Source organism: Campylobacter sp. IFREMER_LSEM_CL908, from assembly GCF_025771545.1.
GTDB classification, from domain to species: Bacteria; Campylobacterota; Campylobacteria; order Campylobacterales; family Campylobacteraceae; genus Campylobacter_D; species Campylobacter_D lari_D.
Genome location: NZ_JAKMQK010000012.1, coordinates 24,464 through 40,236 on the forward strand (window position 1 = coordinate 24,464; position 15,773 = coordinate 40,236).

The following is a 15,773-nucleotide window of genomic DNA, read 5'->3' on the forward strand; positions in this document are numbered from 1 at the left end:
AAAACTTCTTTAACAATTTTAAGCTAACATAACAATTTATTTTCATTCTCAAGGTAGCAATTATGTATGATAAATCACTAGAAAAAGAATATTATAAAATTTGCGAAGAACGCGGATATTTTGAAATCAATGGTAATGAAAAAATTCAAGAAAAAGGTAAAAACTTTTGTATTATGATGCCACCACCTAATATAACAGGTGTTTTGCATATAGGTCATGCTCTAACTTGTACTTTACAAGATATCACAACGCGTTATAAAAGAATGGATGGTTACAAAACTCTTTATCAGCCAGGACTTGATCATGCAGGGATTGCAACACAAAATGTTGTAGAAAAACAACTTTTAGCTCAAGGCATTAAAAAAGAAGAACTCGGTAGAGAAGAATTTATAAAAAAGGTATGGGAATGGAAAGAGCAAAGCGGTGGTACCATAGTTAAGCAAATGCGAATTTTGGGTATCACTCCCGCTTGGAGTCGTTTGCGTTTTACTATGGATGAAGGTTTGGTAAATGCAGTAAAAAAAGCCTTTGTGGATCTTTATGATAAAAAGCTTATTGTGCGTGGAAATTACATGGTAAATTGGTGCACTCATGATGGAGCATTAAGCGATATAGAAGTAGAACACAAAGAAAATAAAGGAAAATTATATTATTTAAAATATTTCTTAGAAAATTCTCAAGAATATATCGTAGTAGCCACCACAAGACCAGAAACTTATTTTGGTGATAGTGCTGTGATGGTTAATCCAAACGATGAAAGATTTAAGCATTTAATAGGCAAAAATGTCATTTTACCTTTAATAGATAGAAAAATTCCTATTATTGCTGATGAGCATGTGGATATGGAATTTGGTACAGGTTTTGTGAAAGTAACCCCAGCACATGATCATAATGACTATGAAGTAGGCTTAAGACATAAACTTGAATTTATTACTATCTTTGATGAAAAAGGTATCTTAAATGAACATTGCTTGCATTTTAAAGGCTTAGAAAGATTAGAAGCAAGAGATATTATTATAAAAGAATTGCAAGAAAAAGGTTTTGTTGAAAAAATAGAAGATTATACTAATCAAGTAGGATATTGCTATCGTTGTAAAAATGTGGTTGAGCCATATATTTCTAAACAATGGTTTGTAAAAAATGAAATCGCAAAAGAAAGTATAGAAAAAGTTAATCTTGGTGGAAGTAAATTTTACCCTGCACATTGGATTAATAGTTTTAATGCTTGGATGAGGGATTTAAAAGATTGGTGTATTTCAAGACAACTTTGGTGGGGTCATCAAATTCCTGTGTATTACTGTGAATGCTCTCATGAATGGGCAAGCGAAGAAACTCCAAGCCAATGCCCAAAATGCCAAAGCACTAATTTCAAACAAGATCCTGATGTTTTAGACACTTGGTTTTCTTCAGGTCTTTGGGCTATGAGTACTTTAGGTTGGGGTAATAAAGACTGGGGTAAAAATACACTTTGGCATGAAGATGATTTAAAAGATTTTTATCCAAATTCTTTATTAATCACTGGTTTTGATATTTTATTTTTCTGGGTTGCTAGAATGATGTTTCAAAGCACTAATGCCTTAGGTGAACTTCCTTTTAAAGATATATATTTGCATGCTTTGGTTAAAGATGAGCAAGGTAGAAAAATGAGTAAGTCTTTAGGTAATGTCATTGATCCTGTGCAAAGTGTGGATGAATACAGCGCTGATATCTTGCGTTTTACTCTTGCTCTTTTAGCTATCCAAGGTAGAGATATAAAGTTAAGCAATGACAAACTCATACAAGTTAGAAATTTTACCAACAAGCTTTATAATGCAAGTAAATTTTTACTCTTAAATGAAGAAAAATTTGAAGATTTAGATAAAAGTAAAATTCAAACTAACTTGGCAAAATACATGCTATCTCGTTTTGAAGTATGCATAAAAGAAACAAGAGAAAATTTAGACAACTACCGTTTTAATGATGCGGCAAATACTTTGTATAGATTTTTCTGGGATGAATTTTGTGATTGGGGGATTGAGCTTAGCAAGGCTGAAAAATCAAGTATAAAAGAACTTGGAAGTATTTTTAAAGAAGCATTAAAACTTTTAAATCCTTTTATGCCATTTATTAGTGAGTATTTATACCATGAGTTAAGTAAAACTTCTATCCAAACTCATGATTCTATAATGATTTCAAAATATCCTAAATTTAATTCTAGAAATGAAAAAATAGAAAAATTATTTAATATCATTATAGAAAGTATAGTAAGCTTACGCCGTGCAAAAACTCTAGTAGAGCTTGCAAATGTAAAAATTCAAAAAGCTTGTATAAAATTAAACGATGAGAGTTTAATGGCTGAGTTAAAAAATTACACTAATTTCATCTCAACACTTGCAAAATGTGAAAACATCGAGTTTATCAATACAAATTTAGAAAAATCCATTAGAGATGTAAGCGAGAATTTAGAAGTATTTATACCAACTCAAGATCTTGATTTAAGCGGTGTTTTAAATAGACTTAATAGTCAAAAAACAAAACTTGAAAAAGAATTTAACAAGCTAGATGCTATGATGAAAAATGAAAAATTTATCTCTAATGCACCTACTGCAGTCATTGAGCAAAATAAAACTCAACTTGAAAATATTAAAGCTCAACTTGAAAAAATCAATGATGAAATTTCTAATTTAGAAGGCTAATAAGTGATAAAAATACAAAATCTTAAAAAATATTATGGCAAAGAATTAGTTATAAATGATGTTTCTTTAGAAGTTAAAGAAGGAGAAATTTATGCTCTTGTTGGACACAGCGGGGCAGGAAAATCAACTTTGCTAAGATGTATTAATGGTTTAGAAAATTATCAAAGCGGTAGTGTGGAAGTTTTTGGTAAAGAAATAGCTACTTTAAAAGAAAAAGAGTTAAGAGTATTTAGAAAAGATATAGGGATGATTTTTCAGCATTTTGCACTTATGAGTAGAAAAAATGTATTTGAAAATGTAGCTATGCCTTTAGAAATTCATAATTTTGACAAAAGCACAATTCAAAAAAGAGTTAATGAACTTTTAGATCTTGTGGGACTTTTAGCTAAAAGCAAAGCTTATCCAAATGAGCTAAGTGGTGGGCAAAAACAAAGAGTAGCCATAGCTAGAGCCCTTGCTTTAAATCCTAAAATTTTACTAAGTGATGAAGCTACTTCTGCGCTTGATCCAAATACTACAAATAATATTTTAGAACTTATTGCCAAAATCAATCAAGAATTTAACATCAGTGTAGTATTAGTAACTCATGAAATGGAGGCAGTAAAACAAATAGCACAAAAGGCTGTATTGCTAGAGCATGGACAAATCATAGGTCAAGGGAAAATCGAAGATTTATTCTTAAAACCAAGTGAAAAAATGCGTGAATTTCTAGGGGAAAGTGATTTTTTACCACTAAATGGAGTTAATGTGCGCTTATACTTTTGCAAAGAAAAAGCAAACCAAAGCATTATCACTCATATGGCTAGAAGTTTAAATATTGATTTTAATATAGTTTGGGGTAAGATAGAAAAATTAAACAACAATGCTTTAGGAAATTTGGTGATCAATATAGAAGCTAAAGATCAAGAAAGAGTTTTAAATTATTTACAAGAAAATGGCGTTATTTGGGAGCTTGTGTAATGAACTTAGAAACAATTTTAAGAAATTTTGAAAATATACTTTATCCGGCATTACTAGAAACTCTTTATATGAGTTTTACAGCCACTTTTTTAGCCTTTTTAATCGCGCTTATCCCTGCAATTGTGCTTACTGTTACTGATAAAGGTGGCTTATGGGAAAATAAAAGCATTTATAGCGTACTTGATTTTATTATCAATATTTTAAGATCTTTTCCATTTTTAGTACTTATTGTAGTTTTAAGTCCTTTTACAAAATATCTCATTGGTATTAGCATAGGAACAACTGCTACCATAGTACCACTTACCATGGGAATTGCGCCTTATTTGGCCAAAATGATTGAAAGTGCTTTTAAAGAAATTGATCCTGCTATCATTGAAGCAGCAAGATCTTATGGAGCTAGTAAAGCACAAATTATCTTTAAAGTTATGTTTAGCGAGGCTTTACCAAGTATTATTAATGGTATTACTTTAATTTTGATTATTGTTATTGGTTTTTCTGCTATGGCAGGAACTGTTGGTGGTGGTGGTTTAGGTGATGTAGCTATTCGCTATGGTTATGAGCGTTTTAGAACTGATATTATGATTCAAACTGTTGTGGTTTTAATTGTTTTAGTTCAAATCATACAATTTATAGGAAATATTCTTTATAAAATCACCAAAAGATAAACAATGAAACATAAACTTGGTATCTTACTAGCAGCGACTAAAAATTCAAGCTTTACCATAGGAACCTTGCTCATTAATATCATGGATGTTATGGGTGAAAAGGTAGATGTGTTTTACATTTTACATGATGGTTTTAGCTTGAATGATCAAAATATCATGCAAAAAATTATTAAAAACAAAACAATTAAATTTATTCTTTTTACCCAAGAAGATTTTTTAACCACTCTTGATAAAAATCAAAACGATATTAATAATTTATTTTTCTTAAAAAGATGGACGCATATGGCTTTTGCAAGATTTGAAGCTTTTAAGTTTTTAGATGAATGCGAAAGTATTATCTATCTTGATTTTGATGTTTTACTTTTAAAAAGTATAGATGAACTTAGTAAATTAAGAGCTAGAAAATATCATTTTGGTGCAAGATTAGGTAAAACATTAATTCACACAGCACTGCCTTTAGAAAAAAAATATCTTAATAAGCGTGTATATCAAACAGGAATTTTAGTCTTTAACGATCTTATACCAAATCCTTTACAGTGTTATCAATTCATTTATAATTATCTTTCACAAAATACTAAAAATTGGCAAGATCAAGGAATTTTTTCCTTAATGGTTTATGAAAATCACTTTAAAGTCAAAGATTTAAAAGACAAATACACGGGAAGTACTCATTATCTTACAAATCTTACACAAAATGCTTCTATAGTTCATGCTTGTGGCACCAACAGTCGTTTTTGGAATAGTAAATTTTGCAATCAAACATGGCCTAAATGGCAAGAATATTATGAAAAATGGTTAAAACTTGGAGGAAGTAAATATATAGGCTCTTTTCACAAAGACAACAAGCAATCCATCCAACGCACAAGATATCATTTATCATACAAACTAGGTTATGCCTTTATAGAGTGTGCTAAGAATAAGAAAAAAATTCCTTTTTTACCTTTTACTCTACTAAAGATTTATTACAAACACACAAAACTAGCTAAACAATACCAAAAAGATTTGAAAACAAAACCTTACCTTAAACTTCCACCTTTATCAAGCTATGATGATTACAAAAGCGAAGGTATTAAAAAAATCAAAATACTTATTCTTATAAAATTGGAAAAGCCCTTATTAATGCTCAAAAAAGTTGGTATAAAGGTGGTTATATAAAATTTATAAAAGAACTTAAATGCTTTTCTAAAGAATATAAAAACAAACAAAAATAAAACTTTTCTCATCTTATTAATATTTTTACAATATAATCAAACATTTTAAAAAACTATAAAAAAGGAGTTAATATGAAATTGTTAAAACTGCTCGCTGCAAGCACAATTTTAGGTGCAAGTTTATTTGCTAATGAAGTTATCACTGTAGGTGCAACACCTGTCCCTCATGCTGAAATTTTAGAACAAACTAAAGATTTATTAAAAAAAGAAGGTTACACATTAGAAATTAAAGAATTTAATGATTATGTTTTACCAAATCTTAGTACAGATAGTAAAGAACTTGATGCAAATTTCTTCCAACATCAACCTTATTTGGATGAGTTTAATGCCAATAAAGGCACAAAATTAATTAGCGTTGCAAAAGTTCACATCGAACCAATGGCTGTTTATTCTAAAAAATATAAAAATATCCAAGATCTTCCACAAAATGCTACTATAGCTGTACCAAATGATCCAACAAATGAAAGCAGAGCTTTAGATATTATCGCTAGTACTAAACTAGTTAGTTTTAAAAATAGCGCATTAAAAACTCCACTTGATATTAAAGATAATCCAAAAAACATCAAATTTAAAGAGTTAAAAGCAGCACAACTTCCAAGGGCTTTAGATGATGTTGATTTTGCAGTGATTAATTCAAACTATGCTTTATCAGCAAATTTAAATCCTGTAAAAGATTCTATTTTAATAGAAAGTAAAGAAAGTCCTTATGCAAATATCTTAGTAACTACACAAGATAATAAAGACAATCCTAAAATCAAAGCTTTAATAAAGGCTTTGCAAAGTCAAAAAGTAAAAGATTTTATCAATGAAAAATACCAAGGTGCTGTAGTTCCTGCATTTTAAAACAAACCTTGAGTTTAAAACTCAAGGTTATTTATTTTTTAATAAGTTCTGTGGTAATTTTAGCTATTTCTAATTCTTCTTCTGTTGGAATAATTAAAATTTTAATTTTAGAGTCTTTTTTACTAATCTCACCATTTCTAAGTTGTGTATTTTTATCTAAATCTATATCAAATCCCAAATGCGCTAGTCTTTGACAAACTTTTGCTCTAACAATATTATCATTTTCTCCAATACCAGCTGTAAAAATCAACGCATCGACTCTAGGTAAAATCGCAAAATATGAGCCAATATATTTACTCAAACGATAACAAAACATATCAAGAGCAAGTCTTGCTTTTTCGTTATTTTCTTCAATTTGTGCTTCAATATCTCTAAAATCATTAAACCCACAAATTCCATAAACACCACTTTTTTTATTCATTATAGTATCTAAATCAGATGGATTTAAATTTAATTCTTTTGCTAAAAATGGCAATACAGCAGGATCAATATCACCACATCTAGTTCCCATAATCAAACCTTCTAGTGGAGTAAAACCCATAGAAGTATCTACGCATTTTCCATTTTCTATAGCACAAACACTCGCACCATTTCCAAGGTGAGCGCTAATTGCATTAAATTCATTAATATTTTTACCAAGTATATGTGCAGCTTGTTTACTTACATAAGAATGTGAAGTACCGTGAAAGCCGTATTTTCTAACTTGGTGTTTTTCATAAAACTCATAAGGCAAAGCATACATATAAGCATAATCAGGCATGCTTTGATGAAAAGCTGTGTCAAAAACTGTCACATTGGGAACTTTTGGAGCTGCTTTTATCATAGTTTTAATACCTATTAAATGTGCAGGATTATGTAAAGGTGCTATATGAGAAACCCTATCAATTTCTTTTAAAATTTCATCATCTACTAAACAATGTTTAGTTAAATTTGGACCTCCATGAACTATCCTATGTCCACACCCATCAAGCTCATTTAAATCATGTAAAATTCCACTTTGAGAAAATAATTCATTTACTAATTCAATACCTTGCTCATGATCTTTAATTGCTAATTCTTTTTGGTATTTTTGACCACTTTTTAGATCTTTTAGTTCTATTTTAGAGCTTTGCTCGCCTATTTTTTCCACTAAACCAGATGCTAGGGCTTCATCTTTTTCAAAAAGCTTAAATTTAATTGAAGATGAACCTGAATTTAAAACTAATATTTTCATTTTTCTCCTTATTCTTGTGCTTGAATAGCACTTAAAATCACAGTATTAACAATATCTTCCACCAAGCAACCTCTACTTAAATCATTAATTGGCTTTTTAAGACCTTGTAAAATCGGGCCAATAGCTAAAGAATTTGCTGTTCTTTGTACTGCTTTATAGCAAATATTTGCCGCATTTAAATCAGGAAACACATATACATTTGCCTTTCCTGCTACTTTAGAATTTGGCATTTTACTTTTTGCTGTTAGCATATCATATGCTGCATCAAATTGTATAGGACCTTCTAGCTCAAGTTGAGGATATTTTTCTTTAGCTATTTTAGTAGCTTCTTTAATTGCATCCACGCTAGCTCCACTCCCACTATCTCCACTAGAATATGAAAGTAAAGCCACTTTAGGTTCAAGTCCAAAAGCTTTAGCACTATTTGCACTCACATAAGCAATTTCAGCAAGTTGTTCAGGGGTTGGATTTGGCATAACAGCACAATCAGCAAAAACCAAAACCTTATCTTCTAAAGACATAAAAAACATACCAGAAACCAAACTCACATCAGGTTTTGTTTTGATAATTTGCAAAGCAGGACGAATAGTTTCAGCAGTAGTTGTACTTGCACCACTTACCATAGCATGGGCTTTTTGAGTATGTACAAGTAAAGTCGCAAAATAAGTTTTATCTTGCACGAGTTTTTTAGCTTCTTCTTTACTCATGCCTTTGCTTTTTCTAGCTTCATATAAAAGCTCTTCAAATTCTTCATTATATTGAGAATTTTTAGGATTTATAATACGCACACCATCGATATTGATATTTAAACTATTGGCTTTCGCACAAATTTCATTGCTATCACCTAGCAAAATCAAATCAACAATTTCATTTTGTATTAAAAATTCACTAGCTTTTAATACTCTTTCATCAAAACTTTCAGGTAAAACTACTATTTTTTTATCTGCTTTTGCTTTTTCAAAAAGCTCATAAGAAAATCTTGCCTGAGTTTTATAAGCATATTCTTGTAATAAATCTTGAGTAAAATCTTCATTTTCTTTTAACAAAACAAAGTCGCTAAGCTTTTGGCTTAGTAAAAAATTTAACATAGTATGATTTTCATCTTGACTTTTTGCATACAATGGAGTGTTTAGCTCTTTAGCTAAGGCTATATTCAAATTTAAATCCCCCATCAAGCCAAAATCATCTACTCCAACTACTATAGTAAAATCATTTTCTTTTTTTGTTTTCTCAAAATCTTCAATAATTTTTTTTAAAAAATCATTTAAATTTTGAGTGAACTTACCTTGATACTCATTTTTTGCAAAACTACTAAAAAAATCTATTTTAAGATTTCTTTTTGTGCAAAATGAAGTAATTTTTTCTTTATTTTTTTCACAAAAAACAGGAAAGTAAAAAGCTATTTTACCTCGTACCTTTTCTAAACACTGCTGCAAAAATTTTTCATCAATGCAGTTTAATAAAAACATAGATTTCATTTTTTCCTCTTTATTTAACAAAATAATTGTTTTTTATAATATAATTATTTTAAAATTCATCATAATAATATAAGGTTATAAAGCTATGAAATTTAAAAATGTTAATTTTTACTTGTTACCTTTTGTAATGTTTGGCTGTAGTGCCACAGTTGATCCACATATTAATATGAAACCACCTACTTATGTAGAAGAACTAGCTCCTAAGCAAAATCATAATACTCAAAGCAATCCTGGATCGCTGTTTGGTAAAGGAGATAACCCTTTATTTTCTGATAAAAAAGCAATGAATGTAAATGACTTGGTAACCGTAGTCATTAGAGAAAATGCTACACAAAATTCACAAGGCTCTAAATCTACAAGCAAAAACAACAATGTAAATTTAGGTGGTGGACAAATAACTACAGGTGCTGGACTTAGCAAAGTTAGAGATTTTGTTAATGACTATACAAATATAGGCTATACCACAGCAAGTACTTCACAATATCAAGGCACAGGAAGCCAAACTAGAAGTGAAAATTTCCAAACTACAATTTCTGCTAGAGTAATTAAGGTTTTATCTAATGGAAATTATTTTATAGAAGGAAGTCGTGAGCTTTTAATCAATGGAGAAAAACAAATCATTCAACTAAGCGGGGTTATAAGACCTTATGATATTTCTCAAGATAATATGATAGATAGTAAATATATAGCTGATGCAAAAATTCTTTATAAAACTGAAGGCGATATAGACAAATCTACACGCAAGCCTTGGGGGACAAAATTTATGGAGACCATTTGGCCTTTTTAATAAGCTAAATGGTTTTACATAAAACTTGGTGCATCATTGGAAAATAAAATCAAATCCCCATTTTGAGTTAATCTTGATAAAGTTTGCACAAGTTGAGATTTTTCTTTCAATACATAAAAATCTAATGTGATATGTTTTTGTAAAATCACACTATTAGTCTCTGAAGTAATAATCACAAAATCAAAACATTCATTAATAATTTTACATAATTTTATATTTTCTTCTTCATTAACTTCAACTATACCAGGAGTTACCAAAACTCTTCTTCCTTGATAGCTTTTACAAAGCTCATAGCTTTGACTCATACCCTTAAAATTTCCATTAAAGCCATCATCTATGATAAATTTAGGCTCTTTAGAAATCACTTGCAAGCGATGTTCTACTGCCTTTAAATTCGATACGCTTTTTGTAATATTTTCTATTTTAATTCCTAAATAATATGCAAGCAAAATACACACGCTAATATTATAAGCATTAAAAGCACCTAGTAAATTTGCATGAAAGTCATAAATACTATCATCTAATCTTATTTTAAAATCCAATCCTTCCAAACTTGCCCTAACATCACTTAAATACTCATCATAAAATTCATTTTCATATAAGGTGCTTGAGTGTAAAAAGTATTTTTCCAAACGCTTGGATTTTAAAGCTTGCAACTTAGCTTTGCGGATATTATCTTGAGTTTTAAAATATTCCAAATGCGCCAAACCAATCTCACCTACTATGCAAATTTGAGGATTTAAAAACTCTGTAATTTCTAAAATATCATTTTGCTCTCTTGCACCAGCTTCTACGATATAAATTTCAGTATTATTTTCCAAATTTTCATTGATATCTTTTACTATACCCATAAAAGTATTAACACTTCTTGGAGTCTTATAGCACTTAAACTCATCTTTTAAAAGTTCGTATAAAAAATTTTTTATACTTGTTTTTCCAAAACTTGCAGTTATTAGAATAATTTTTAAATTTGGATTATCACAAATCTTTTTACTTGCTTTTTTTATAAAACTTTTCTGATTAATTTTTTCCACAAAAAAGCTTAATAAAAATGTAACTACTAAAGCTTCTAAACCGATCCAAAAAAATGGTATAAATATCAAGCTAAAAAGCGACAAAAATAAAAAATAACGCTTAATCCTAGCAGTAAAAACTAACTTTTTATCTAAATTTTTATATAAATATCCACCATATAGTAAAGATAGAGCAAAAACTATAAAATATAAATAAAAATTTCCACTATACAAAGAAAATACAAAAGCAAAATAAGGAATTATTAAAAAATACAAATGCCATAAAGGTTTGGGAAAGTGTAAAATTATGCGTGAAAATTTATAAGAGTACCATTGTAAGGCTAAAATCAGATAAAATCCAAGTAAAAAATTTAAACTTAAAAAAGCTATCATACTAATCATTTTTAAAAAATTCCTCATGTATTTTTTCATTTATAAAATCAGCATGTTTTAAAAAGAAAAAATGATCCCCATCTAATGCAAAAAATTTCCCTTTTTGTGCTAAAGAATGGATAATTGCTCCGCTTTTTAAAGGTGTAGCCTTATCTTCATTACCCCAAAAAATCAAAATAGGGTTTTTAAGCTTTTGAAATTCATTTTCTAAATTTTCATTAACAACCTTTTTAAAGGTTTCATACATCACTTCATTCATGCCTTGAGCGTCTTTACTAATAAAAAATTTCCTCCAAAAATCCCCATAAGGGAGATTTTTCAAAATTTTAAACAAGACTATTTTAAACTTCACTTTAAAACTTTTTGGTAAAACCACGCCTGCACTAGAGAGTAAAATCAAACCCTTAAAATTAGCATTTTGACACATAATAGTCGCAACTTTTCCACCAAAAGAATGCCCCATTAAATAATCTGTTTTTTGCTCAATTGTAATTAAAAAGTCTTCTACAACCTTGGCATAAGCATAAGAATTCATAGATGCATCTATACTTGAATTTCCAAAACCAGGTAAATCTAAATAAATTTGCTTAAAATCACTCAAAGGCTTTTCAAAAGCTTGTTTCATAAGCTCTTTATTAGCACCCCAACCATGTAAAATAAGAATTATTTTTTCACATTTTGGATTGATGATTTCATAACTTAAATTATAAAAATACCCATTAGAATATACTCTAGTTTTTGCCATTTCTAGCCTTTTTTATCTTTGTAAATCTTTTCTAAAAGCATCACAGCTTCATTTAAACGCTCATATTCTTCAAAGTTCAAAAGTACAGCTTCAAATTTATTGTTTTTTACAATCACTACTCTACCATTTTCACTTTTTTTTGTTTTTTCAAGCATAGTGCTGAAATTTCTTACCACTTCAGTTGCAGTATAAATTTCATCTTTGCTAAAAGTAGCCATGATTATAGCTTACCTTTTTGTCCATTAATACTATGAATAAAAGCATAATCAATCTTAATTTGCTTTTCAAATTCTATATTTTTAGCTAGACTATTAATTACATTAGTAAAATCTTCAAATAAATAATTTGCTAAAGATCCTGGATTTGGATTGATCTCATTTAAATAAACCTCATCATCTATCACAAAAAAATCACAGCGAATCAAAGCTCCTTTAAATAAAGGATTATAAATTCTAGTAAAATTATCCCTTAATTTTTGTTTTAATTCTTCACTAATATTTGCTTCACTTACTTTAGAGCTTTCTGAAAAACCTAAATATTTTTGTTCAAAATCTAAAATTTCATTTTTTCTAGGCTCTTCAATAATAGAAAATTCCATTTTTTCATCTATCATACAACCTGCTAAGTTATATTCTTTAATATTACTTACAAATTGTTCTATCACAACATCCTCATCAAATTCAAAAGCAACATCTTTGGCATACTTAAGCTCGCTTTCATCTTTAACTATGCTTATACCTATACTACTACCTAATCTTGCAGGCTTTAAAATACAAGGAAAATCCAAAGATACATTTTGCTCTTTATGCAAATTTAAAACCTTATAATCAAGTGTTTTCACCCCTACGCTTTGTGCATAAAGTTTAGTTAAAACCTTATTAAAAGATAAAACACTAGCTTCTATGCGTGGGCCTATGTATTTTATACCATAAAAATCAAGCAAAGCAGCTATTTTGCCATCTTCACCATCTTTTCCATGTATGATATTTATCGCTATATCAATGTCAAGTTTTTTCTCACCTAACATAGTTTTTATAAAAAACCCACCCTGCTTTAATACCAAAGCTTTTTCTTTTTTATAAGCACCGCTGCTAAAAGTTTTTGCATTCATTTTTTCTTCATCTATAAGAAAAAATTCCTTATTTTTATCACAAAATATAAATTTTTTTTGTGCTTTGAGTACTTTTTTTAATACCACAGCACTTACAATGCTAATTTCATGCTCATAAGAATTTGCGCCAAAAATTACACCATATATCATTATATTTTTCCTTTTATTATGCTAATTTTTTCAAAGCCTCTTTAATAAGCTCACTAGTATTTTTACTCTCACAAGTTCTTAAAACCTTTAAAATATTTTCTTGTTTAAAACCAAGTGAAAGTAAAGCTGCCAAAGCTTGTGCTTGGTCTTGATTGGAATTTTCTATATTGATTTTTGCATCACTTAACTCAGCTATAATTCTTTTTGCACTCTTTGGACCAATACCAGGAACCTTTTTAAATACACTCTCATCGCCACTTTGCAAAGCCGCATAAAAAGTATTAGTATCTAAGCTTGAGCAAAGTGCCATAGCAGTAGTTGCTCCTATACCACTAATTTTAATCAACAACTCAAACATTTTTTGCTCATTTATATCTAAAAATCCATATAATTTATGAGAGTCTTCTTTGATAATTTGTGTGATTAAAAACTCAACCTTTTGATCTTTTTCAAAATTACTTGAGCAAAAAAGCGAAACAAAAACACCATAACTTACCCCACTTGAAGTTTTCAAAACTACAAAAGTAGGTTCTTTTTTACTCACTATTCCTTCAATTGCCACTATCATTTAGTTTCTTCCTTGTAATTACTAATAGCACGAATTTCAAAAAGTTCCATCTCATTTTCTGTATCAATTTTTTGAAGCTCAAAACATTGAATTTTTTCTTCATCATGAGGATAATAGCTTAATTCTTTTCTAGGATTTAACAAAATGAATTTAATTTCATTTAAATCCATCCATTTTCCACTTTTATTAATAATCTTAGATTTTAAAAGTTTTTCTTGAATTTTCTTAAGCTTTTCTATATTTGCTTTTTCTTCTTCTTTTAAAGATTCTATTTTATTGGCAAAAATACTTAAATTTTCAATCTTTTGATTAAAATCTTTAATAGTAGCTTTATAAGCTTGTGGTATAGCTCTTTTTGCACTCATTAATTCTTTTACTTTTTGCTGCAAAATTCGTATGGAGTCTTTACTTATATTAATTGTGTGTTTAGTCTCTTCTATTTCTTTAGCTAAATTTTCTTGTTCTTTTTTCAATCCATCAACATGTATTAGTATCTCTTCTCCGCTTTTTTCTTCTCCAAAAGCTTTAAGATCTTGAATTATAAATTTATTTCCACTGCCTTGAATTTTTTCAACATGGATTAAACTTTTAGCACTACATAAACAATTTCCGCCGAGTTCTTGTATGTAAATTTCATCAGCAATAATCTCTCCACCCATAGCCTTTTTAATATTTACTTTTTTAGCCTTGATAGAACCATTTTCCAAAGTTTCAGCAAAAACCTCCTCAGCCTCACAATATCCTCTTAAGATATTAACCTCAACCTTTTGTCCTATAATAGTGCTTTTATGATGCATATTGCCTTTAAGAATTATCTTTTTACCTCTTAAAACAGAATCTTGAGCCATATTACCAGTAACTTCTAATTCCTGAGCCTCAACAGTAATTCTAGGACCTATTGCATCTTCTAGAGTGTTTGTATTTTTAATCACAATAATAACTTGCTTATCAAAACCCGCCCAAATAGAACCTGTACTTTTAAAATCAACCTTACTAAATTCTAAATAATTTTCTATCTCATAAATGGATTTTCTTTGTATAATAAAACCATCTTTTTTAGCAATATATTTTATACTCTCATCATCTTCTTTAACTTCAAATTTATCAGAACAAATAACTTTTTCTTTGTTTATTTTTGGTGGAAGTGCTTTTAAAATTTTAAATCTTAAATCCTTGCCATCGCTACCCTCTTTTGGCTTGATTCTCTCAATAGCCACCTCATCTTTTCCTATAGGTGCTACATAGTTTCTATTCATCACATCGTTGTGTTTTTTTAGATTTTCTAGATAGTGATATTGAATTTCTTCATTTGTAGGCTCTTGTGGATTAACTCCCTTACATACTTCAAATTCAACTTCAAAATCAAATTTTTGCTTTTCTTTAACTTTAGCATTAAAATCAATAATTTGCTTTTTAAAATCAAAAATTCTAAGCCCAAGCAAATATTTTTCTTTTATCATCACTTTATAAATAGCTTCTAAAAGCTCTAGAGCTAATTTGTCATGAAAAGCAATAGTTTCACTAGCTCTAACGCTGGCTTTTAATAAAGTACAAAGCTCGTTAGTATGTAAACTAACTTCAAAAGTTGAAATGCGTGCAAATTTTTTAAAATAAATTTCTATTTTATATTCTTGTTCTATATTTAATTCATGATTTAAAAATTTCTCATCTTCTTCAAAAATTTTCAACTCTTTTTCATTAACTTTTATCCATTCTTGATTATCATAAGTATAAGAAGTACTAAAACTTAACAACCTAAAATCAAGTTCATCAACTTCACATTTATTTTCAGAAGCAAATATTAAAAGCTCTCTATAAGGGTCTTTAGTGTATAAAATTTTCTTTTCTTCCATAGCTTAAGCTTCCTTATTATATATAAAATTTTGATTTTAGCAAAAATAAAATCAAAATTTAGTTAAAATTAGCTCTATTAAAAATTTTATAATACTCAAACTAATGTT

At 28.8% G+C, this 15,773-nt stretch carries 13 protein-coding genes and 1 pseudogene; 6 read left to right on the forward strand and 8 right to left on the reverse strand.

Annotation, left to right across the window (positions count from 1 at the left end; all coding sequences use genetic code 11):
• The first annotated feature begins 62 nt into the window (after nucleotides 1-62).
• The 5 genes and pseudogenes from L8U04_RS06045 to L8U04_RS06065 all read left to right on the forward strand — a co-directional run bounded on the left by L8U04_RS06045 (nucleotide 63) and on the right by L8U04_RS06065 (nucleotide 6,354).
• Nucleotides 63-2,675 (forward strand): valine--tRNA ligase, encoded by a 2,613-nt coding sequence (locus L8U04_RS06045; protein WP_263709624.1) that lies wholly within the window; start codon nucleotides 63-65, stop codon nucleotides 2,673-2,675.
• Nucleotides 2,676-2,678: 3 nt separating this feature from the next.
• Nucleotides 2,679-3,635, forward strand: a complete 957-nt coding sequence (locus tag L8U04_RS06050) for a methionine ABC transporter ATP-binding protein (RefSeq protein ID WP_263661301.1) — start codon at nucleotides 2,679-2,681, stop codon at nucleotides 3,633-3,635.
• A gap of 2 nt (nucleotides 3,636-3,637) precedes the next feature.
• A pseudogene (locus L8U04_RS06055) lies at nucleotides 3,638-4,294 on the forward strand (methionine ABC transporter permease); the annotation flags it as partial.
• A gap of 9 nt (nucleotides 4,295-4,303) precedes the next feature.
• Entirely contained in the window at nucleotides 4,304-5,455 is a 1,152-nt protein-coding gene (locus L8U04_RS06060; RefSeq protein WP_263709625.1) for a glycosyltransferase, read from the forward strand.
• 128 nt (nucleotides 5,456-5,583) lie between these two features.
• Nucleotides 5,584-6,354 (forward strand): MetQ/NlpA family ABC transporter substrate-binding protein, encoded by a 771-nt coding sequence (locus L8U04_RS06065; protein WP_263662390.1) that lies wholly within the window; start codon nucleotides 5,584-5,586, stop codon nucleotides 6,352-6,354.
• Nucleotides 6,355-6,385: 31 nt separating this feature from the next.
• Here L8U04_RS06065 and L8U04_RS06070 read toward each other — a convergent pair whose 3' ends face one another.
• Both L8U04_RS06070 and pta read right to left on the reverse strand, forming a co-directional pair.
• Complete coding sequence (locus L8U04_RS06070; protein ID WP_263660271.1) at nucleotides 6,386-7,567, reverse strand: acetate kinase; 1,182 nt, start codon at nucleotides 7,565-7,567, stop codon at nucleotides 6,386-6,388.
• Between the two features lie 8 nt (nucleotides 7,568-7,575).
• Nucleotides 7,576-9,045, reverse strand: coding sequence for a phosphate acetyltransferase (gene pta, locus L8U04_RS06075; RefSeq protein WP_318530211.1), 1,470 nt, complete (start codon nucleotides 9,043-9,045; stop codon nucleotides 7,576-7,578).
• An 85-nt stretch (nucleotides 9,046-9,130) separates the two neighbouring features.
• On the opposite strand from pta, the gene flgH reads away from it, so the two are divergent.
• Entirely contained in the window at nucleotides 9,131-9,832 is a 702-nt protein-coding gene (gene flgH, locus L8U04_RS06080; protein WP_133319229.1) for a flagellar basal body L-ring protein FlgH, read from the forward strand.
• Between the two features lie 14 nt (nucleotides 9,833-9,846).
• On the opposite strand, the gene L8U04_RS06085 is transcribed toward flgH, so the two are convergent.
• From L8U04_RS06085 to L8U04_RS06110, 6 genes are read right to left on the reverse strand one after another with little or no spacing between them, the layout of a single operon-like run.
• On the reverse strand, nucleotides 9,847-11,247 hold the full coding sequence (locus L8U04_RS06085; protein ID WP_263659596.1) for a Mur ligase family protein: 1,401 nt from the start codon (nucleotides 11,245-11,247) through the stop codon (nucleotides 9,847-9,849).
• Nucleotides 11,240-11,983, reverse strand: a complete 744-nt coding sequence (locus L8U04_RS06090) for an alpha/beta fold hydrolase (RefSeq protein ID WP_263709626.1) — start codon at nucleotides 11,981-11,983, stop codon at nucleotides 11,240-11,242. The genes L8U04_RS06085 and L8U04_RS06090 overlap by 8 nt, the downstream gene beginning before the upstream one ends.
• A 2-nt stretch (nucleotides 11,984-11,985) precedes the next feature.
• Entirely contained in the window at nucleotides 11,986-12,201 is a 216-nt protein-coding gene (locus tag L8U04_RS06095; protein ID WP_087699049.1) for a type II toxin-antitoxin system Phd/YefM family antitoxin, read from the reverse strand.
• Nucleotides 12,202-12,203: 2 nt separating this feature from the next.
• Nucleotides 12,204-13,244: a D-alanine--D-alanine ligase gene (locus tag L8U04_RS06100; protein ID WP_263709627.1), complete on the reverse strand. Its 1,041-nt coding sequence runs from the start codon at nucleotides 13,242-13,244 to the stop codon at nucleotides 12,204-12,206.
• Between the two features lie 16 nt (nucleotides 13,245-13,260).
• Entirely contained in the window at nucleotides 13,261-13,812 is a 552-nt protein-coding gene (gene ruvA, locus L8U04_RS06105) for a Holliday junction branch migration protein RuvA (protein WP_220566641.1), read from the reverse strand.
• A complete protein-coding gene (locus L8U04_RS06110; RefSeq protein WP_263709628.1) occupies nucleotides 13,809-15,665 on the reverse strand; it encodes a FapA family protein in 1,857 nt (618 codons plus the stop codon). Before L8U04_RS06110 ends, ruvA begins: the two co-directional genes overlap by 4 nt.
• Nucleotides 15,666-15,773 lie beyond the last annotated feature (108 nt).